The organism is Paraburkholderia sp. RL18-085-BIA-A, from assembly GCF_046027075.1.
GTDB lineage: Bacteria > Pseudomonadota > Gammaproteobacteria > Burkholderiales > Burkholderiaceae > Paraburkholderia.
On sequence record NZ_JARESU010000033.1, the window covers coordinates 1 to 18,291 of the forward strand.

Below are 18,291 nucleotides of genomic sequence, written 5' to 3' on the forward strand. Positions count from 1 at the left end.
GAGCGCGACCATCGCGCCGACCATCAACACATCGCCGTGAGCGAAGTTGATGATGCCCAGAATGCCGTAAACCATCGTATAGCCCAGTGCGATGATGGCGTAAACGCTGCCAAGCACCAGTCCGTTTAGGATCTGCTGGATGAAGATATCCATTTAATGCTCCTTAGCCCGTGCGACTGGATTCGCGTTCTTCATCAGCCGGTGGGCGGTGATGCGCTACGGAATCTCAACGGCACTGCGGGTACTGATGTAAAAGACCGGTAAGGGTTATCCGCCGCCGGTTCGCCCTGACGACCGGGATGCGGTCGCGGGCTTGCCTTTGGACGGATCCAAAAACGGCACCGTTGGGTGGTTCGGTGCCGTCAGGCTGAACGTCCCGTCATCACATCTTCACGACGTCGAGAACGGCTTTCTTGCCGTCCTTGAAGTCGTAAAGCGTAATGGCGCCCTCTTTCAAATCACCCTTGTCGTCGAACGCGATGTGACCGATTACTCCGATGTAATCGGTCGACGGCATCGCAGCCAGCACCTTGGGCGCCTCGATCGAATTAGCGCGCTTCATTGCATCGACGATCACGTACACAGCGTCATACGTGAACGGCGCGTAAATCTGCACCGGCGTGTGGAAGCGGTCCTCGTACTTCTTTTCGAAGTCCGCTCCGCGGTCCATTTTCGAAAGCGCGAGTCCTGCCTCCGAACAGACCAGGTTTTGCACGGCGGTTCCCGCCAGCTCACCCACCTTGTCGGTACACACACCGTCGCCGCCAAGGATTTTTGCCCTGATACCGAGCGCCGCCGCCTGCTTCGTAAACGGCCCGCCCGTCGCGTCCATGCCGCCGAACATGATCACGTCCGGCTGAACACTCTTGATCTTTGTGAGAATGGCCCGGAAATCCGTGGCCCGGTCGTTCGTCGCCTCCCGCGCGACGACTTTCGCTCCGCTCGCCTCGACGGTCTTCGCGAATTCGTCCGCGAGCCCCTTACCGTAGGCGGTTGCATCGTCCACTATGGCGATGCGCTTGGCGCCCAACGCCTTCGTGGCGTAATTGGCGAGCGCCGGCCCTTGTTGCGCGTCGGTGGCGACGACCCGGTAGGTCGTCTTGAAACCCTGCTGCGTGTATGCCGGATTGGTCGACGACGGCGAGATCTGCACGATGCTCGCATCGCTATAGATCTTCGAAGCCGGAATCGACACCCCCGAATTCAGATGCCCGACCACCGCGACCACGTGATCGTCGACCAGCTTCTGCGCGACCGCGGTACCCGTTTTCGGGTCCGCCGCATCGTCTTGCGCGTCGAGCTGCAACTGGATCTTGTGACCGTCGATCGTCAAACCTTGCGCATTGATTTCCTCGACCGCCAGACGTGCGCCGTTTTCGTTGTCCTTTCCGAGATGCGCAATGCCGCCCGTCAAAGGGGCCGCATGACCGATCTTTACGATAGTCGCTTCACTCGCGGGGGCCGCCGCAACCGCAACCGCAGCCGCCGACGCACCCGCTTCCGCCTCGCCTTCCTGTTTCTTGCCGCACGCGGTCAACATCGCAACCGCTGTCGCGATGGACACGGCGTAAGCAAATTTGACTCGCATTAAGTAGGTCTCCTGCGCCTTGCAAAATCCATTGTTCGGGACCTTAAGGCCTTGAGAACGCGCGCATTGTAACTCCAATTTTGGGGCTAACAATATTGTTGAACCGGCAGGGTTTTCCTGCATTGCAACCTTATTTTGGACGCAAGATCCATTAAAAGGCGCAACCTGGTTGCGCCTTTTTTTCGCGCATCAGTTGCACCATGGCCGGAGCCAATGGCATCAAGTGTTGTGGCGCATCGCCGCGATTGCTTGTTACACCGCGCTTCGCGTTAAGTATTACCTTTCGCGCGATATCGAGGATGACGCACTATTTTAGTGCGTCAAAATTCAGCACAACGGATTGACGGTCCAAAAACGGGGACGTATCATCGAAAAAACAATAAAAGGCCGAATCACAATTCAAAAGAAATTGTGCGCAAGGCCACTTAAAGCCGCTTGATCTAGTGATCTGGCACTTTATTGAAGGGAAACTGAGGAGAGGCTACGGACGTAAAAAAAGCGCGCCCTTGAGCGCGCTTTCCTTTCGACACGGCCGGCTAATTGTCAGGCCGGCAGACCCAGTCCTCGCGGCAGCGGAAACGCGATGTTTTCCTCGATGCCGTCAAGCGCGCGCACGTTGCGCACGCCGAGATCGCGCAACCGGGCGATCACCGCTTGGGCCAGCACCTCCGGCGCCGACGCGCCGGCCGTCACGCCGATGCGGCGCTTGCCCTCGACCCAGACCGGATCGATCTGATCGGGAGAATCCACCATATAGGCAGGCACACCGAGCTTTTCGGCCAGCTCGCGCAGCCGGTTGGAGTTTGAACTATTCGGACTTCCGACCACGATCACGACGTCGCATTGTGGCGCCATGAACTTCACCGCGTCCTGGCGGTTCTGCGTGGCGTAGCAGATGTCCTGCTTCTTCGGCTCACGGATAGACGGATACTTCGCCTTCAGCGCGCCGATGATTTCGGCCGCGTCGTCGACCGACAGCGTGGTTTGCGTGACGAACGCGATCCGCTCCGGATCGGCCAGCTGCAAGGCCTGCACGTCTTCGATGTCCTCGACGAGATGCATGCCCTCGCCCGCCTGCCCCATCGTTCCTTCCACTTCCGGGTGGCCCTTGTGGCCGATCATCACGATGTCGAAGCCGTCCTGGCGCATCTTCGCGACTTCGATATGCACCTTGGTCACGAGCGGACAGGTGGCGTCGTACACCCGCAGGCCGCGCGACTCGGCTTCCGAGCGCACGGCTTTTGACACGCCATGCGCGCTGAAGATGACCGTGTTGCCGGCCGGCACCTCTTCCAGCCGTTCGATAAAGATCGCACCCTTCTTGCGCAGATCTTCGACCACATAGGCGTTATGGACGATTTCGTGGCGCACGTAGATCGGCGAACCATGCAGCTTGATGGCCCGCTCGACGATCTCGATCGCCCGATCGACGCCGGCGCAAAATCCGCGCGGCTGCGCCAGCAGAATCTCGGTTTCGGCAAGAGTCGTATCCGTGATGCTCATGTTTACAGAATCCCGATGATTTTCACTTCAAACGCCAGCGCCTGGCCGGCAAGCGGATGGTTGAAATCGAACAGGGCCGACGTCTCGCCGACTTCCTTAAGCACACCGGCGTAGCGACCGCCGCCCGGCGCGTTGAATTCGATCAGATCACCCGGCGAAAAATCCTCGCCGATCATGCTGTTTTCGCGCAGTGTGGCCAGCGACACGCGCTGGATCAGCTCCGGATTGCGGGGACCGAACGCCTGACCCGACGCTAGCTGAAAGGTCGAATGGTGGCCCACCTTCAAACCCAGCAAAATGTCTTCCAGCGGCGGCGCCAGTTGACCCGCGCCGAGCAGCAGCGTGGCCGGCTTGTCGTTGAAAGTGTTGATGACTTCGGCGCCATCGGCAAGGGAAAGCCGGTAATGAAGCGTCACGTGTGAACCGGGCTTCACTTCGGAAATGTCGATGATGCTCATGCAATGCTCGCTCAGTCGAAGCGCGCTCCACGCATGCGCCGCAGACGCAGTTGACGCCGCAGTTCACGCGTGCGGCAGTCCATCGGGGTGCCGTGCGCAAAGCGTCTATTGTAAGCCACATAGCGGGCGGCGGCTTGGGTCAGTCGCGCGCATGGCGGCATGGCCGCGGCGCCGTCCCGCGCCACCAACCCGAAGCGGAGGATTCTATCTATATGACCGATTATGTCTGCACAATTGACGATGCGCCCACGCAGGCGCCGCCGCCTGGTCCGCGGGTGCGCGTCGTCGACCCAGCCGGCGAAAGTGCGCAGCGCGGGCCTTCAGCGCTCGTGCGCGGCAAATGGCACAAAAACGACATGCCACGTGAGCGCTTGATCGAACGCGGGCCCAGCGTGCTTTCGGACACCGAGATGATCGTGCTGGTGCTGGGCTCGGGCCTGCCCGGTCACGACGTGTTCAGCGTCGCGCGGGCATTGCTCGACCGTTTCGGCTCGCTGCGCGCGATGCTCGACGCGACTTACGCGGACTTCGACGGCATCCGCGGCCTCGGGCCGGCGAAAAAGGCGCAACTGCTTGCGATCATGGAAATGGCGCGCCGCTCGCTGGACGATAAAATGCGCAAGCGCTCGCTGATGAACTCGCCCGAAGCCGTGGAAAGCTACCTGCGCCTGCTGATCGGCGGCCGTCCACAGGAAGTTTTCGTGTCGCTCTTTCTCGACGCCCGGCATCGGCTGATCCGCTGCGAGGAAAGCGCGCAAGGTTCGCTCACGCGCATGGCGGTGTATCCGCGCGAAATCGTGCGGCGCGCGCTGAGCGTGAACGCCGCGAGCCTGATCGTCGCGCACAATCACCCCTCGGGCGCCGTCCAGCCGAGCGCGAGCGACTGCCGTCTGACGCACACGCTGCGGGAGGCGCTGGCTTTGATCGACGTGCAACTGATCGACCATCTGGTGATCGGCGCCGACAGCGTCTACTCGTTCGCGCGCGCCGGCTGGCCATGATTGCGCACGAACCAGGGCCGTACGCGCGATATGCCGTGTCCGGCATCGCAAATAAGGTTTGATTTTGCGGCTTTTTTTCCGCTATAATTCCGGTTTGCCTATTTCCAACCCCCTGTTCCGAAGCCATCAAGGCGTTCCGGGAAGGACCAAGCGACTCTAGTTCCAGGAACTTAAGCGCGGCTCTTTTCGGGAAACTTTCACGGCGTTCGAACTCAGAATTAGCGTATTAGGAGTGCTCTCATGGCACGCGTATGCCAAGTAACTGGGAAAGCGCCGATGAGCGGCAACAACGTTTCCCACGCGAACAACAAAACCAAGCGCCGGTTCCTGCCGAACCTGCAAAACCGCCGCATTTGGGTGGAAAGCGAAAACCGTTGGGTGCGTCTGCGCGTCTCGAACGCCGGCCTGCGCCTGATCGACAAGAACGGTATCGACGCTGTGCTCGCAGATCTGCGCGCACGCGGTGAAGCCTAAGGAGTAAATCATGGCGAAAGGCGCACGCGACAAGATCAAGCTGGAATCGACCGCAGGCACGGGTCACTTCTACACGACGACGAAGAACAAACGCAACATGCCGGAAAAGATGCTGATCAAGAAATTTGATCCGGTCGTCCGTAAGCACGTTGACTACAAAGAAACGAAGATCAAGTAAATCTTGGTTTCTGCCTGACGAAGGCAAAAGACATGCAAAAAAGCCTCGCACCCGCGCGAGGCTTTTTTGTTTTTGCGAGTCCTTACTGCGTCGGCATGCGTCGTTTATCGGGTCTCCTCCCTCTCGATCAGTCTTATCTTGTTCGGCCAGCTTTCCCTCGTCCGCTGCCACGCGTATCCTTTCTCGTTTTAGCGGCGGGCAAATGCGCGCCGTCACGGCAAAACGAAAGACGGAGATGTAGGCAATGGAATTCGATGTGGCGATTGTCGGTAGCGGTCTGGCTGGTTTGAGCGTCGCGCTCAATCTTGCGGAGACCCGGCGGGTTGCGGTGATCGCCAAGCGATCGATGACCGAAGGCGCAAGCGACTGGGCGCAAGGCGGCATCGCCGCGGTGCTGGATTCGGCGGACAGCATCGAAAATCACGTGAGCGACACGCTGGTTGCCGGCGGCGGCCTATGCGACGAGGCGGCCACTCGCTTCATCGTCGAGCATGGGCGGGCCGCGATCGAATGGCTGATCGGGCAAGGCGTTCCGTTCACCAAAGATGACGCCGCCGAACTTGGCTTTCATCTGACGCGCGAAGGTGGCCATAGCCATCGCCGGATCATTCATGCTGCGGATGCGACTGGCCACGCCGTAGTTGCCACCCTCAGCGAACGCGTGCGCCGCCACCCTAACATCACGCTGCTCGAAGATCATTACGCGATCGATCTGATTACGTCCGACCGCCTCGGTCTGCCCGGCCGCCGTTGTCATGGGCTGTACGCGCTCGATCTGCAAAGCGGCCGGACTGTAACGATCGAAGCGCCGCATACGGTGCTCGCCACCGGCGGCGCCGGCAAGGTTTATCTCTACACCACCAACCCCGACACGGCGACGGGCGACGGCATCGCGATGGCATGGCGGGCCGGCTGCCGCGTGTCGAACATGGAATTCATTCAATTCCACCCGACCTGCCTGTTCCACCCGTACGCCAAGTCGTTTCTCATCTCGGAAGCGGTGCGCGGTGAAGGCGGTGTGCTGAAGCTGCCGGACGGCACGCGTTTCATGCCGCATCACGACGAGCGCGCCGAACTCGCGCCGCGCGACATCGTCGCGCGTGCGATCGATTTCGAAATCAAGAAGCGCGGCATCGACTGCGTGTACCTCGACATTAGCCACCAGCCGCCTGAATTTCTGCGCGAGCACTTCCCAACGATTCTGGCTCGCTGCCAGGAGTTCGGCATCGACATCACGAAGCAGCCGATCCCGGTCGTGCCGGCCGCGCACTACACGTGCGGCGGCGTCGTCACCGATCTGGCGGGCCGCACCGACCTAGCCGGACTGTATGCCGTCGGTGAGACGTCCTGCACCGGCCTGCACGGCGCGAACCGGCTGGCCAGCAACTCGCTGCTCGAATGTCTCGTGATCGGCCGCTCCGCTGCGCAAGCGATCGAGGAAGAAGGCTTCAGCGCGGCCGTCCATGCGCCGTTGCCGGACTGGGATGAAAGCCGCGTCTCCGATCCCGACGAGGAAGTCGTGGTCGCGCACAATTGGGACGAACTGCGCCGGCTGATGTGGAATTACGTCGGCATCGTGCGTACCGACAAGCGGCTCGCGCGCGCGAAGCATCGGCTCACGCTACTGCGCGACGAGATCCATGAGTATTACGCGAACTTTAAGGTCAGCCGCGATCTGCTCGAACTGCGCAATCTGGTCGACGTCGCGTCGCTGATTGTCGAGGGCGCGCGCGCACGGCGTGAGAGCCGCGGCCTGCATTTCAGCCGCGACTGGCCGGCCACCTTACCCAAAGCACTGCCGACGGTTCTATCGCCGGAATACGTGCGCAATCGCACCGTGTGATGACTCTGAGTTGAAACAAAAAAGCCATCGCCGGATGAATCCGGCGATGGCTTTTCTCCAAGGTCTGCTTGCGCTAACGCGCAAGCGTCACACGATCCGCATCGAGTAATCCGTTGCGCGCACGTCTTTCGTCAGCGCCCCGATCGACACACGATCGACGCCCGTTTCCGCGATCGTCCGCACGGTCTCGAAGTTCACGCCACCGGACACCTCCAGCACCGCCCGCCCCGCCGTGATGCGGACCGCATCGCGCATCGCGTCGAACGAGAAGTTGTCCAGCAGAATGGATTGCGCGCGATGCGCCAGCGCGGTCTCCAATTGCTCGAGCGTCTCGACTTCAATCTGGATCGAGACTCCCGCATTCAACGCGAGCGCCGCGTCCATCGCCGCACCCACACCGCCTGCGGCGGCAATGTGGTTCTCCTTGATCAGAATGCCGTCGTACAACGCGAGCCGCTGATTCGCCCCGCCGCCCACGCGCACCGCGTACTTCTGCGCGAGCCGCAAGCCAGGCAAGGTCTTGCGCGTGTCGAGAATGCGCGTGTGCGTGTGAGCGATCGCGTCGACATAGCGGCGCGTCGCGCTCGCCACGCCCGATAGCAGTTGCAGGAAGTTCAGCGCATTGCGCTCCGCGGTCAGCAACGCGCGAGCGGGGCCGAGCAGTTCGCATACCGGCGTATCCGCGGCCATCCGGTCACCTTCGCGGTAGAGCCACTGCACCTCGATACGCGAATCGACCTCGCGCATCACCGCGTTGAACCACGGCACACCGCACAGCACCGCGTCCTCACGAACGATGATGCGTGCATTGCGCATGTCGTCGGCGGGAACAAGGCGGCCGGTCTGATCGCCCGCGCCGATATCTTCGGCCAGCGCGTCAGCGACATTACGCGTCAGCGCGGCATCGAACGCCGCGCCGTACTGCGCGTGAATCTCAGCGAACAGCGGCGACACCGCGTCGGTCCGATTGCGCCCAAGCGCTTCCTGAACGGCCCCCATTACGCTGCCCCCACGTTCGAATACAGTTGTGCGTCGCGCGCAAGATCGCCGCTTGCCTGTACGCGCTTCTTGTGACGCGCGGCAAAATCCAGCATCCGGTCGATCGGCAAACGCGCCCGCTCGCCGATCGCCCGATCGACGAAAATTTCGTTGTGGCCGCGCTCGAGCACGTCGGCCAGATTCGCGAGGCCGTTCATCGCCATCCACGGGCAATGCGCGCAACTCTTGCAGGTGGCGCTATTGCCGGCCGTCGGCGCGGCGATCAGCGTCTTGCCCGGCGCGGCGAGTTGCATCTTGTGCAGAATGCCGAGGTCGGTCGCGACGATGAAATGCGTCGCGTCGAGTTTTTGCGCGGCGTCGATGAGCTGAGTGGTCGAACCGACCACATCCGCTTGCGCGACCACGTTAGCCGGCGATTCCGGATGTACGAGCACTTTGGCGCCCGGATATTCGGCGCGCAGCAGATCGAGTTCGATACCTTTGAATTCGTCGTGCACGAGGCAAGAGCCCTGCCACAGCAGCATGTCCGCGCCGGTCTTGTTCTGGATGTAGCTGCCGAGATGCCGGTCCGGCGCCCAGATGATCTTTTCGCCGCGTGCGTGCAGATCAGCGATGATCTCCAACCCGATCGACGACGTCACCATCCAGTCCGCGCGCGCCTTGACCGCCGCGTTGGTGTTCGCATACACGACCACCGTGCGATCCGGATGCGCGTCACAGAACGCGGAAAATTCGTCCACCGGGCAGCCAAGGTCGAGCGAACAGGTCGCGTCCAGGTCCGGCATCAGAATGCGCTTGTCCGGACTGAGGATTTTCGCCGTCTCGCCCATGAAGCGCACGCCTGCCACCACGAGCGTTTGCGCCGCGTGATCGCGTCCGAAACGCGCCATCTCGAGCGAGTCGGCTACGCAGCCGCCGGTCTCGTCGGCAAGCTCCTGCAACTCCGCGTCGACATAATAGTGTGCGACAAGCACAGCCTTTTCGCGCTCAAGCAATGCACGGATGCGCGCCTTCAGCGCCACCTTCTCTGCCGCCGACGGCATGTCGGGCACCTTCGCCCACGCCTGCCCGATCCCGCAGGTTGTGCCCTGCGCTTGCGGCCGGTCATATTCGACCGTCCTGATCGCCTGTTGATCCATGATTTCCTCTGCCTTCGCTCTGCCGCCGCCGACCGTCAATCTCGTGTCGTTGCAATTTCCGCGGCCCAAAAAGCAAAACCCCGCCAACGCGGGGTTTTGTGACGTAACGAAATTTTAATGGATTTCGCGATCAAGCATAACGACGCAGTCGCATCGCGAAGTCTTGTAGCGCTTTGATACCGCTCTGCTCAGCGCGATGACACCAGTCCTGCAACTGGATCAGCAATTGGTCGCGCGACGTGTTGGAGCGCTCCCACATTGCCGCGAGTTCATTGCGCATGTCGATGTAGGTCTTGAGCTTCTGGCTGTTCGCGAAGATCTGCGGCAACAGACGCTTCTGCGGCTCGTCGAGCCCCGCTTCTTCCTTATGGAACCAGCTGCGGGCGCCACGCATGACCTGATACTTCTCGCGTGCGCCGACTTCCTTCAGATGCGCCAGCTCTTGACGATACGCGCGCTTGAGCGCCTTACCGTAGCGGGCCATCACTTCATAGCGGTTTGCCAGCACGGCCTGCAGCGTGTCCTGATCGAGCACCAGCTTGCCGGTGGTCAGACGCGGCGTAGGCGCGACCTTCTTCACCTTGGCCAGGCGCAACGCCGACATGATGCGGATGTACATCCAGCCGATGTCGAACTCGTACCACTTGTTCGACAGCTTGGCCGACGTTGCATACGTGTGGTGATTGTTATGCAGCTCTTCACCACCGATGATGATGCCCCACGGGAAAATGTTGGTGCTCGCATCCGACGAATTGAAGTTGCGATAGCCCCAGAAGTGCGCGAGGCCGTTGACCACACCGGCGGCCCAGAACGGAATCCACACCATCTGCACGGCCCAGATCGTCAGTCCGACGACGCCGAACAGCGCGACGTTCAGCACCATCATCAGGCTCACGCCAAGAATCGGGTACTTGGTGTACACGTTGCGCTCCATCCAGTCGTTCGGCGTGCCGTGACTGAATTTGCGCATCGTTTCTTCGTTCTTCGCTTCGGTGCGATACAGTTCCGCGCCTTCGAGCAGCACCTTCCAGATGCCGCGCGTTTGCGGGCTGTGCGGATCTTCTTCGGTTTCGCACTTGGCGTGGTGCTTACGGTGAATCGCGGCCCACTGGCCGGTCAGCATGCCGGTGGTCATCCACAGCCAGAAGCGGAAAAAATGACTGGCGATCGGGTGTAGCTCCAGTGCGCGGTGCGCCTGGCAGCGGTGCAGATAGACCGTCACCCCGATAATGGTAATGTGCGTCGCGACCAGCGTGTACACGACGAGTTGCCACCACGAGAAGTGCAGCAGGCCGTGGGCAAGGAAATCAAGCAAGGAATTCAACAAGGCAATTTACCTGTGGAACAAGAGATACGAGGCACACGCAAAAGGCGCGTGTCAAGAAAGTGAAAGCATACAGCGGGATTGGACGATATTCTACTTGAAGCGTTCCAAGTGTTTGTAACAAATAGGGATTTTTTGTGCGGTATCAAGTGCACCCAAGCCCGCCGACGCTAAATATAGCCTTGCCGGCAGGTTCGTTATGCCCCGTCAGCGGGCGCTCTCCGCCTGACTGGCCGCGGGAGCGGTCATTGTTACCGGCACCAGGCTCGCGTCGGCAGCGTTGCCGACGATTCGCACTTCGCGTTGCGCGAACGGAATCGAGATGCCGTGTTCTAAGAACAGTCGCCAGATGTTACGGTTCACGGTCGAGCGCACACCCGAGGTCCCGGTTGCCGCGTCCTCGATCCAGAAGTCCAATTCGAGATTGATGCCGTCCTGGCCGAAGCTCGCCAGATACGGCGTCGGCGCCGGCTCCCGCAGCACGCGCGGCACGCCCTCGGCGGCGCGGGCGAGCAAGCCCATCGCGTGCTCGACGTCGGACGCGTACGCGACCTGCACGGCCACCTTCGCATAGCCGCGCGTCAAATACGATGACTGGTTCTGCACCACGTCCGTAATCAGCTTTTCGTTCGGAATCAGGGTCTCGATGCCGTCCAGCCCGCGCACCACCGTATAGCGGGTGCGGATCTGCGTGACCATGCCTTGCAGGCCGCTCACGTTGATCGTGTCGCCGATGCGCAGCGACCGGCGCCGAGACGACCTTCTCGACGAGGAACAGCCACGGATGGATCTCGCCGTCCCGGCTAAAGACCGTCGCGCGAAGAAAAACACGATGTAGATCAAGCCGATGCCGAACAGCGGCACGAGCGCCAGATCGAGCAGCGAGGTGTGCATGAACTGGCCGGTGATCGCACGGGCGAGCCACACCAGCGCTGCGCCGATCAGCGGGAAGGCCGCGCGATTCAAGCTTTCCGCGCCAAACTGCAAGGTCTGGTAGCGCGACTGCCGGCGCAGTTCGAGCGTGCGGCGCAATAGACGCGCGAGCAGCCACGCGATGGCGAGCGTCGCGAGCAGGATGCCGGCCTGCCACAGCATCACGGGCTGGCCGAAGTCGCGCGCGAGGTCGCCGAACATGTGAGAGAAAATGCGGTTTTCCATGATGTCGACGGAATCGTCTGCACGCGCGGGTTGAGCTGCGAACCCGCGCGCGCCGGCCAAAGCCCGTTGCGCTTAGCTCTGGCGTTCCAGCACGGCGGCGAAGAAGCCGTCGGTCGCGTGACGGTGTGGCCACAGCGACAGGTAGTCGCCCATTTCCAGCTCGATGCGCTGCTCGGCCAGCACGTCGCGCGCGGGCACCAGTGCGAAGTCCGGATGATTGGCGAGGAACTGCTGCACCACCGCTTCGTTTTCAGCTTCGAGAATCGAACAGGTGGCGTAAACGAGCCGGCCGCCCTTCTTCACCAGACGTGCCGCGCTCGCCAGAATCGACGCCTGCTTCGGCGCCAGCTCGGCGACCGAATCCGGCGACTGGCGCCACTTCAGGTCCGGATTACGGCGCAGCGTGCCCAGCCCGCTGCACGGCGCGTCGACCAGCACGCGGTCGATCTTGCCGGCCAGGCGCTTGATCTTCGCGTCGTGCTCGCTGTCGATCAGCACCGGATTCACGTTCGACAGCCCGCTGCGGGCGAGGCGCGGCTTGAGCTTGGCCAGACGCCGCTCGGAGATGTCGAACGCGTACAGACGACCGGTGGAGCGCATCGCCGCGCCCAGCGCCAGCGTCTTGCCGCCCGCGCCCGCGCAGAAGTCGACGATCATCTCGCCGCGCTTGGGCGCGACCAGCGAGCACAGCAACTGGCTGCCCTCGTCCTGCACTTCGAGCCAGCCGTGCTGGAACGCGTCGAGCTTGGTGAGCGGCGGCTTGCCGACCACGCGCACGCCGAACGGCGCGAACGGCGTCGCGCCGGCCTCGATGCCGGCCTTCGACAGCGCGTTCAGCACGTCGTCGCGGCTCGCCTTGATCGGGTTCGCGCGCAGATCCAGCGGCGCTGGGTAGTTCAGCGCGGCGGCCAGTTGCGCCAGTTCCGCGGCTTCGAAACGCTTGCTCAGCGCCTGATAGATCCAGTCGGGCAGATTCAGGCGAATCCGCAGCGGCAGGCTTTCCGGGTCGATCATCGCGACGTGCTCGAGCCACTTCGACTCCGCGTCCGACACGAACGGCTTGAGCGCCGAGCGCCCCGCCGTCTGCATCAGGCCCAGCAGGGCCATGCGGCGCGCCGGGCTGCCCGCGCCGCTTTCCGCGAGGTGGGCGAATTCCATCCGGCGGCGCAGCACCGCGAACACCGCCTCGGCGATCACGCCGCGCTCGCCGTGGCCGAGTTTCGGATGCGCGCGGAAGAACCTGCTGGTAGTGGCGTCGGCGGGGCCGTTGAGCCTCAGGACTTCAGCCAGCAAAGTCTCGGTTTGTCCAATCAGAAAACCATGCAATCTCATGCGCCCTCTCCGGCGGTGTGACCGGCAAAGAGCCATTGCGGCTCCGGCGGCGTAAGCGTGACACGCAGACCGTCGAGCGCAAGACGCCCCTCGACGAACCAGCGCACCGCGCGTGGATAAATGATGTGTTCGGTTGCCAGCACGCGTTGGGCGAGCGTGGCAGGGGTGTCGCCGGTTTCGACGGGGACGGCCACCTGCGCGACGATCGGCCCGTGATCCAGCCGCGACGTGACAAAATGCACCGACGCGCCGTGCAGCCGCACGCCCGCGTCGAGCGCCTGCTGATGGGTTTTGAGGCCCGGAAAGCTCGGCAACAGCGACGGATGCACGTTCAGCATGCGCCCGGTGTAACGGTCGACGAAGCCGTCCGTGAGCACTCGCATGAAGCCGGCGAGCACCACCAGGTCCGGCGCAAAGCCGTCGATTTCTTTTGCGAGCGCGGCGTCGAAGCTGTCGCGATCGGGAAACTGGCGGTGGTCGACCACCGCCGTGGCAATGCCGTGCGACGCCGCGAACGTAAGGCCCGCGGCGTCAGGACGGTTGGCAATCACGGCAGCGACTTGCGCCGGCCAGCCTTCGTCCGAACAGGCCCGGACAATGGCTTCCATGTTGCTTCCCCGCCCCGAAATCAGGATGACGAGTTTTTTCATGGGCGGATTTTATCATTCGGCAACATCCAAACCGCGACGCGAGAGCCGTCCATTGCGCCGAGCGTTTATAATCGTTTGTTTTGCGGCATCCCGGCCACCCTACTGCCATCCGTTATCGTGAGAGTCTTCCGCGGTCTTCCCAATGCCGAAAGCCGTGCGCCCTGCGCATTGACCATCGGCAACTTCGACGGTGTCCACCGCGGCCATCAGGCTTTGCTCGCCCATGTGCGCGCGGCCGCCGATGCGCGCGGCCTGCCCGTCTGCGTGATGACCTTCGAGCCGCACCCGCGCGAATTCTTCAATCCGGCCGGCGCGCCGCCGCGCATCGCGATGCTGCGCGACAAGCTGGAGGCGCTGCGCACCAACGGCGTCGACCGGGTGGTGGTGGAGCACTTCAATCACACGTTCGCGAGCCAGTCGCCGGACGCCTTCGTCGAGCGGATCATCGTGAACGGCTTGCATGCGCGCTGGGTGATGATCGGCGACGACTTCCGCTACGGCGCGAAACGCGCGGGCGACTTCGCGTCGCTGAAGGCTGAAGGCCAGCAGTACGGCTTCGAAGTCGAGCAGATGGCCACGGTCGCCGATCCGTCAGGTGCGCGCATCTCCAGCTCGGGCGTGCGCACGGCGCTGGTGGCAGGCGACCTCGACGCTGCCCGTGCCGCGCTGGGCCGCGCCTATGTGATCAGCGGCCACGTCGTGCACGGCATGAAGCTCGGCCGCGATCTCGGTTTCCCCACGCTCAATCTGCCGATCGCCCACAAGCGTCCGGCGCTCGCCGGCATCTTCGTCGTGCAGGTGCACGGCGTGGCAGAGGAACCGCTGCCGGGGGTCGCGAGCCTCGGCCTGCGCCCCACCGTCGACGACTCCGGCCGCGTGCTGCTCGAAGTTCACCTGCTCGACTGGCACGGCGACGCGTATGGCAAGCTCGTGCGCGTCGAATTTTTGAAGAAGCTGCGCGACGAGGAGAAGTACGTCGACCTCGAAACGCTGACCGCCGCCATCGCGCGCGACGTCGCCAATGCGCGCGCGTGGTTCGCGGCCATCGGCGCCGGCACGCCGGGCAGCCGTTCCGCCAGTTTCGCCACCTCGGCCACCGACCGAATTAGATAGCCGCCGCGGTACGGGCGGGCGCCTGGCGCCACGCGTACCGTCGCTGCGCGCATCGAAAGGCGGCCGTGGATCACGACATGCCTGCCGGGCGCGCCCAACAATGCCCTCGCGCATCGCGCGCAACCCGCGCCCCGCTGCGCATAGAACGAATTCACCGCGACCACATCATGAGCAACAAGAAAGCCGATTCGAAACCGCAGTCACGCTACCCGGTGAACCTGCTCGACACGCCGTTCCCGATGCGCGGCGACCTGCCCAAGCGCGAGCCGCAATGGGTCAAGGAATGGCAGGAACGCAAGGTCTACGAGACGATCCGCGCCGCCAGCCGTGGCCGCAAGAAGTTCATCCTGCACGACGGGCCGCCGTATGCGAACGGCGACATCCACCTCGGCCACGCGGTCAACAAGATTCTTAAGGACATGATCGTCAAGGCGCGCAATCTGGCGGGCTTCGACGCGGTCTACGTGCCGGGCTGGGACTGCCACGGCATGCCGATCGAAATCCAGATCGAAAAGCAGTTCGGCAAGTCGCTGCCGGCGGCCGAAGTGATGCAGAAGGCGCGTGCCTACGCGACCGAACAGATCGAGAAGCAGAAGGTCGGCTTCCGGCGCCTGGGTGTGCTCGGCGACTGGGACAACCCGTACAAGACGATGAACTTCACGAACGAAGCCGGCGAAATCCGCGCCCTCGCGAAAATCATGGAAAAGGGCTACGTGTTCCGCGGCCTGAAGCCGGTCAACTGGTGTTTCGACTGTGGCTCGGCGCTCGCTGAAGCGGAAGTCGAGTATAAGGACAAGACTGACCCGACCATCGACGTGCTGTTCGGCTTCGCAGAGCCGGAAAAGACCGCCCAAGCGTTCGGGCTGAATGCACTGCCGCGCGACGAAGGCGGCATCGTGATCTGGACCACCACGCCGTGGACCATTCCCGCCAACCAGGCGCTGAACCTGCATTCGGAAATCGTCTACGCGCTGGTCGACACGCCGCGCGGCCTGCTGATCCTCGCGCAGGAGCGCGTCGAAGCGTGCCTGAAGCAATACGGACTGGAAGGCACGATCGTCGCCACCACGCCGGGCGCGAAGCTCGTCAACCTGCGCTTCAATCACCCGCTCGCATCCGCGCACCCGGCTTACAAGCGCACCGCGCCGGTCTATCTCGGCGACTACGTGACGACCGAAACCGGTACGGGCGTCGTGCACTCGTCACCGGCGTACGGCGTGGAAGACTTCGTGTCGTGCAAGGCGCACGGCATGGCCGACTCGGACATCATCAATCCGGTGATGGGCGACGGCCGCTACATCGAATCGCTCGCGCTGTTCGGCGGACTGTCCATCTGGGCGGCCAATCCGCAGATCGTCGAAGCGCTGCAGGGCGCCGGTTCGCTGCTGCGCACCGAGAAGTACACGCACAGCTACATGCACTGCTGGCGCCACAAGACGCCGATCATCTACCGCGCGACGTCGCAATGGTTCGCCGGCATGGACGTGAAGCCGAACGACACCGACAAGACCTTGCGCGAGACCGCGCTCGAAGGCATCGAAAACACCGCGTTCTATCCGGCGTGGGGCAAGCAGCGTCTCTTTAGCATGATCGCCAACCGCCCGGACTGGACGCTATCGCGCCAGCGCCAATGGGGCGTGCCGATGGCGTTCTTCGTGCACAAGGAAACCGGCGAACTGCATCCGCGCACGCTTGAATTGCTCGAACAGGTCGCGCAACGCGTCGAGCAGGCCGGCATCGAAGCGTGGCAAACGCTCGACCCGCGCGAACTGCTCGGCGACGACGCCAACATGTACGAGAAGAACCGCGACACGCTCGACGTGTGGTTCGATTCGGGCACCACGCACTGGCACGTGCTGCGCGGCTCGCATAAGAATGAACTGCAATTCCCGGCCGACCTGTATCTGGAAGGCTCGGACCAGCACCGCGGCTGGTTCCATTCGTCGCTGCTGACCGCGTCGATGCTGGACGGCCGCCCGCCGTACAACGCGCTGCTCACGCACGGCTTCACTGTCGACGGCGAAGGCCGCAAGATGAGCAAGTCGCTCGGCAACGGCATCGATCCGCACGAAGTGGCGAACCGCCTCGGCGCGGAAATCATCCGCCTGTGGATCGCGTCGACCGATTACTCGGGCGAACTGGCGATCTCCGAGGAAATCCTGAAGCGCGTCACCGAAGGCTATCGCCGCATTCGCAACACACTGCGCTTCCTGCTCGCAAACCTGTCGGACTTCGACTTCGCGCAACACGCGCGTCCGGTGGAAGACTGGCTGGAGATCGACCGCTACGCGGTGGCGCTGTCGGCGAATCTGCAAAACGACATCCTGTCGCACTACGAGAAGTACGAGTTCCACCCGGTGGTCGCCAAGCTGCAGACGTTCTGCTCCGAAGACCTCGGCGGCTTCTATCTGGACGTGCTGAAAGACCGCCTGTACACCACCGCGGCGGACTCCGTCGCGCGCCGTTCGGCGCAGACCGCGCTGTACCACATCGCGCACGGCCTGCTGCGCGTGATGGCGCCGTTCCTGTCGTTCACCGCGGAAGAAGCGTGGAAGGTGTTCCAGCCGAACAGCGAGACCATCTTCACCGAGACGTATCACGCGTTCCCGGCCGTGCCGGAGGCCGGCGCGCTGCTCGACAAATGGACGCTGCTGCGCGCCGTGCGCGGCGACGTGACGAAGGCGCTGGAAGAAGCGCGCGTCGCGAATCTGATCGGCTCGTCGTTGCAGGCGGAAGTCGAAATCCGCGCGAGCGGCGCGCGTTATGACGCGCTTGCGAGCCTCGGCGACGACCTGAAGTTCGTGCTGATCACGTCGGCCGCGAACGTCGTGAAGGTCGGCGGCGAAGCGGACGAAGGCGTCGAAGTCATCGCCTCGAAGTACCTGAAGTGCGAACGCTGCTGGCACTATCGCGCGGACGTCGGCGCGAACGCGGAGCACCCCACGCTGTGCGGCCGCTGCTTCAGCAATCTGTTCGGCAACGGTGAAGCGAGGAGCGCGGCATAATGGCGAGAACCATGTCGAAAACCTCGTTGAAAACGTCCACCGGCGGCAGTTCGCTGGCACCTTGGCTGGGCATCGCGCTGATCGTGATCCTGTTCGACCAGTTGACGAAAATTGCGGTGCAGAAGGTGTTCGCCTACGGCGTCGCGCATGAGGTCACGCCGTTTTTCAACCTGGTGCTCGTGTACAACCGTGGCGCGGCGTTCAGCTTCCTCGCGATGGCGGGCGGATGGCAACGCTGGGCGTTCACCGCGCTCGGCGTGGTGGCCGCATTGGTGATCTGCTATCTGCTCAAGCGCCATAGCGGGCAGAAGATGTTCTGCACGGCGCTTTCGCTGATCCTGGGCGGCGCGCTCGGCAATGTGATCGACCGGCTCGCGTATGGGCACGTGATCGACTTCCTCGATTTCCACGTGCGCGCGTGGCACTGGCCGGCGTTCAATCTGGCCGACAGCGCCATCACGATCGGCGCGATCCTGCTCGTGATCGACGAGTTGCGACGCGTGCGCGGCTCGCGCTAACGCAACTC

16 protein-coding genes and 1 pseudogene are annotated in these 18,291 nt (G+C 62.9%); 7 read left to right on the top strand and 10 right to left on the bottom strand.

Translation table 11 applies throughout. From position 1 onward, the window contains the following. The 4 genes from P0D89_RS22495 to P0D89_RS22510 form a co-directional block, all read right to left on the bottom strand. A partial coding sequence (locus P0D89_RS22495) for an ABC transporter permease subunit (protein WP_408360981.1) occupies positions 1 to 153 on the bottom strand: 153 nt, incomplete at its 3' end. Positions 154 to 382: 229 nt separating this feature from the next. Beyond that, positions 383 to 1,588: a branched-chain amino acid ABC transporter substrate-binding protein gene (locus P0D89_RS22500; protein ID WP_408360977.1), complete on the bottom strand. Its 1,206-nt coding sequence runs from the start codon at positions 1,586 to 1,588 to the stop codon at positions 383 to 385. 543 nt (positions 1,589 to 2,131) lie between these two features. After that, the gene (ispH, locus tag P0D89_RS22505) at positions 2,132 to 3,091 is read right to left on the bottom strand and encodes a 4-hydroxy-3-methylbut-2-enyl diphosphate reductase (protein WP_408360975.1); all 960 of its coding nucleotides are present in this window, start codon (positions 3,089 to 3,091) and stop codon (positions 2,132 to 2,134) included. A gap of 2 nt (positions 3,092 to 3,093) precedes the next feature. Continuing rightward, positions 3,094 to 3,549, bottom strand: coding sequence for an FKBP-type peptidyl-prolyl cis-trans isomerase (locus P0D89_RS22510; RefSeq protein WP_408360973.1), 456 nt, complete (start codon positions 3,547 to 3,549; stop codon positions 3,094 to 3,096). Positions 3,550 to 3,761: 212 nt separating this feature from the next. On the opposite strand from P0D89_RS22510, the gene radC reads away from it, so the two are divergent. The 4 genes from radC (at position 3,762) to nadB (ending at position 7,045) form a co-directional block, all read left to right on the top strand. After that, the gene (radC, locus tag P0D89_RS22515) at positions 3,762 to 4,550 is read left to right on the top strand and encodes a RadC family protein (protein ID WP_408360970.1); all 789 of its coding nucleotides are present in this window, start codon (positions 3,762 to 3,764) and stop codon (positions 4,548 to 4,550) included. A gap of 240 nt (positions 4,551 to 4,790) precedes the next feature. After that, a complete protein-coding gene (rpmB, locus tag P0D89_RS22520) occupies positions 4,791 to 5,024 on the top strand; it encodes a 50S ribosomal protein L28 (protein ID WP_007180631.1) in 234 nt (77 codons plus the stop codon). A 10-nt stretch (positions 5,025 to 5,034) separates the two neighbouring features. After that, on the top strand, positions 5,035 to 5,202 hold the full coding sequence (gene rpmG / locus P0D89_RS22525) for a 50S ribosomal protein L33 (protein ID WP_006050116.1): 168 nt from the start codon (positions 5,035 to 5,037) through the stop codon (positions 5,200 to 5,202). A gap of 244 nt (positions 5,203 to 5,446) precedes the next feature. Then, positions 5,447 to 7,045, top strand: coding sequence for an L-aspartate oxidase (nadB, locus tag P0D89_RS22530; RefSeq protein WP_408377208.1), 1,599 nt, complete (start codon positions 5,447 to 5,449; stop codon positions 7,043 to 7,045). Between the two features lie 87 nt (positions 7,046 to 7,132). Here the strand turns inward: nadB and nadC are convergent, their stop codons facing one another. The 6 genes and pseudogenes from nadC to purN all read right to left on the bottom strand — a co-directional run bounded on the left by nadC (position 7,133) and on the right by purN (position 13,647). After that, a complete protein-coding gene (gene nadC, locus P0D89_RS22535) occupies positions 7,133 to 8,044 on the bottom strand; it encodes a carboxylating nicotinate-nucleotide diphosphorylase (RefSeq protein WP_408360968.1) in 912 nt (303 codons plus the stop codon). Continuing rightward, on the bottom strand, positions 8,044 to 9,183 hold the full coding sequence (nadA, locus tag P0D89_RS22540; protein ID WP_408360966.1) for a quinolinate synthase NadA: 1,140 nt from the start codon (positions 9,181 to 9,183) through the stop codon (positions 8,044 to 8,046). The genes nadC and nadA overlap by 1 nt, the downstream gene beginning before the upstream one ends. Before the next feature lie 130 nt (positions 9,184 to 9,313). Next, on the bottom strand, positions 9,314 to 10,510 hold the full coding sequence (locus P0D89_RS22545; RefSeq protein WP_408360964.1) for a DesA family fatty acid desaturase: 1,197 nt from the start codon (positions 10,508 to 10,510) through the stop codon (positions 9,314 to 9,316). A gap of 204 nt (positions 10,511 to 10,714) precedes the next feature. Beyond that, positions 10,715 to 11,665: pseudogene (locus P0D89_RS22550) on the bottom strand (mechanosensitive ion channel family protein). A 72-nt stretch (positions 11,666 to 11,737) separates the two neighbouring features. Continuing rightward, entirely contained in the window at positions 11,738 to 12,997 is a 1,260-nt protein-coding gene (locus tag P0D89_RS22555) for an RsmB/NOP family class I SAM-dependent RNA methyltransferase (RefSeq protein ID WP_408360962.1), read from the bottom strand. Beyond that, positions 12,994 to 13,647, bottom strand: a complete 654-nt coding sequence (gene purN / locus P0D89_RS22560; protein WP_408360960.1) for a phosphoribosylglycinamide formyltransferase — start codon at positions 13,645 to 13,647, stop codon at positions 12,994 to 12,996. Before purN ends, P0D89_RS22555 begins: the two co-directional genes overlap by 4 nt. 117 nt (positions 13,648 to 13,764) lie before the next feature. Between purN and P0D89_RS22565 the strand changes: the two genes are divergently transcribed. From P0D89_RS22565 to lspA, 3 genes are all read left to right on the top strand, one after another. Then, the gene (locus tag P0D89_RS22565) at positions 13,765 to 14,760 is read left to right on the top strand and encodes a bifunctional riboflavin kinase/FAD synthetase (RefSeq protein ID WP_408360958.1); all 996 of its coding nucleotides are present in this window, start codon (positions 13,765 to 13,767) and stop codon (positions 14,758 to 14,760) included. 167 nt (positions 14,761 to 14,927) lie between these two features. Beyond that, positions 14,928 to 17,765, top strand: a complete 2,838-nt coding sequence (gene ileS / locus P0D89_RS22570) for an isoleucine--tRNA ligase (RefSeq protein ID WP_408360956.1) — start codon at positions 14,928 to 14,930, stop codon at positions 17,763 to 17,765. Beyond that, complete coding sequence (lspA, locus tag P0D89_RS22575) at positions 17,765 to 18,283, top strand: signal peptidase II (protein ID WP_408360954.1); 519 nt, start codon at positions 17,765 to 17,767, stop codon at positions 18,281 to 18,283. The genes ileS and lspA overlap by 1 nt, the downstream gene beginning before the upstream one ends. Positions 18,284 to 18,291 lie beyond the last annotated feature (8 nt).

Excerpts from the sequence above, each read along its gene's own strand:
- P0D89_RS22500 (WP_408360977.1), bottom strand. The coding sequence starts at position 1,588 with ATGCGAGTCAAATTTGCTTACGCCGTGTCCATCGCGACAGCGGTTGCG.
- ispH (WP_408360975.1), bottom strand. The coding sequence starts at position 3,091 with ATGAGCATCACGGATACGACTCTTGCCGAAACCGAGATTCTGCTGGCG.
- P0D89_RS22510 (WP_408360973.1), bottom strand. The coding sequence starts at position 3,549 with ATGAGCATCATCGACATTTCCGAAGTGAAGCCCGGTTCACACGTGACG.
- radC (WP_408360970.1), top strand. The coding sequence starts at position 3,762 with ATGACCGATTATGTCTGCACAATTGACGATGCGCCCACGCAGGCGCCG.
- rpmB (WP_007180631.1), top strand. The coding sequence starts at position 4,791 with ATGGCACGCGTATGCCAAGTAACTGGGAAAGCGCCGATGAGCGGCAAC.
- rpmG (WP_006050116.1), top strand. The coding sequence starts at position 5,035 with ATGGCGAAAGGCGCACGCGACAAGATCAAGCTGGAATCGACCGCAGGC.
- nadB (WP_408377208.1), top strand. The coding sequence starts at position 5,447 with ATGGAATTCGATGTGGCGATTGTCGGTAGCGGTCTGGCTGGTTTGAGC.
- nadC (WP_408360968.1), bottom strand. The coding sequence starts at position 8,044 with ATGGGGGCCGTTCAGGAAGCGCTTGGGCGCAATCGGACCGACGCGGTG.
- nadA (WP_408360966.1), bottom strand. The coding sequence starts at position 9,183 with ATGGATCAACAGGCGATCAGGACGGTCGAATATGACCGGCCGCAAGCG.
- P0D89_RS22555 (WP_408360962.1), bottom strand. The coding sequence starts at position 12,997 with ATGAGATTGCATGGTTTTCTGATTGGACAAACCGAGACTTTGCTGGCT.
- purN (WP_408360960.1), bottom strand. The coding sequence starts at position 13,647 with ATGAAAAAACTCGTCATCCTGATTTCGGGGCGGGGAAGCAACATGGAA.
- ileS (WP_408360956.1), top strand. The coding sequence starts at position 14,928 with ATGAGCAACAAGAAAGCCGATTCGAAACCGCAGTCACGCTACCCGGTG.
- lspA (WP_408360954.1), top strand. The coding sequence starts at position 17,765 with ATGGCGAGAACCATGTCGAAAACCTCGTTGAAAACGTCCACCGGCGGC.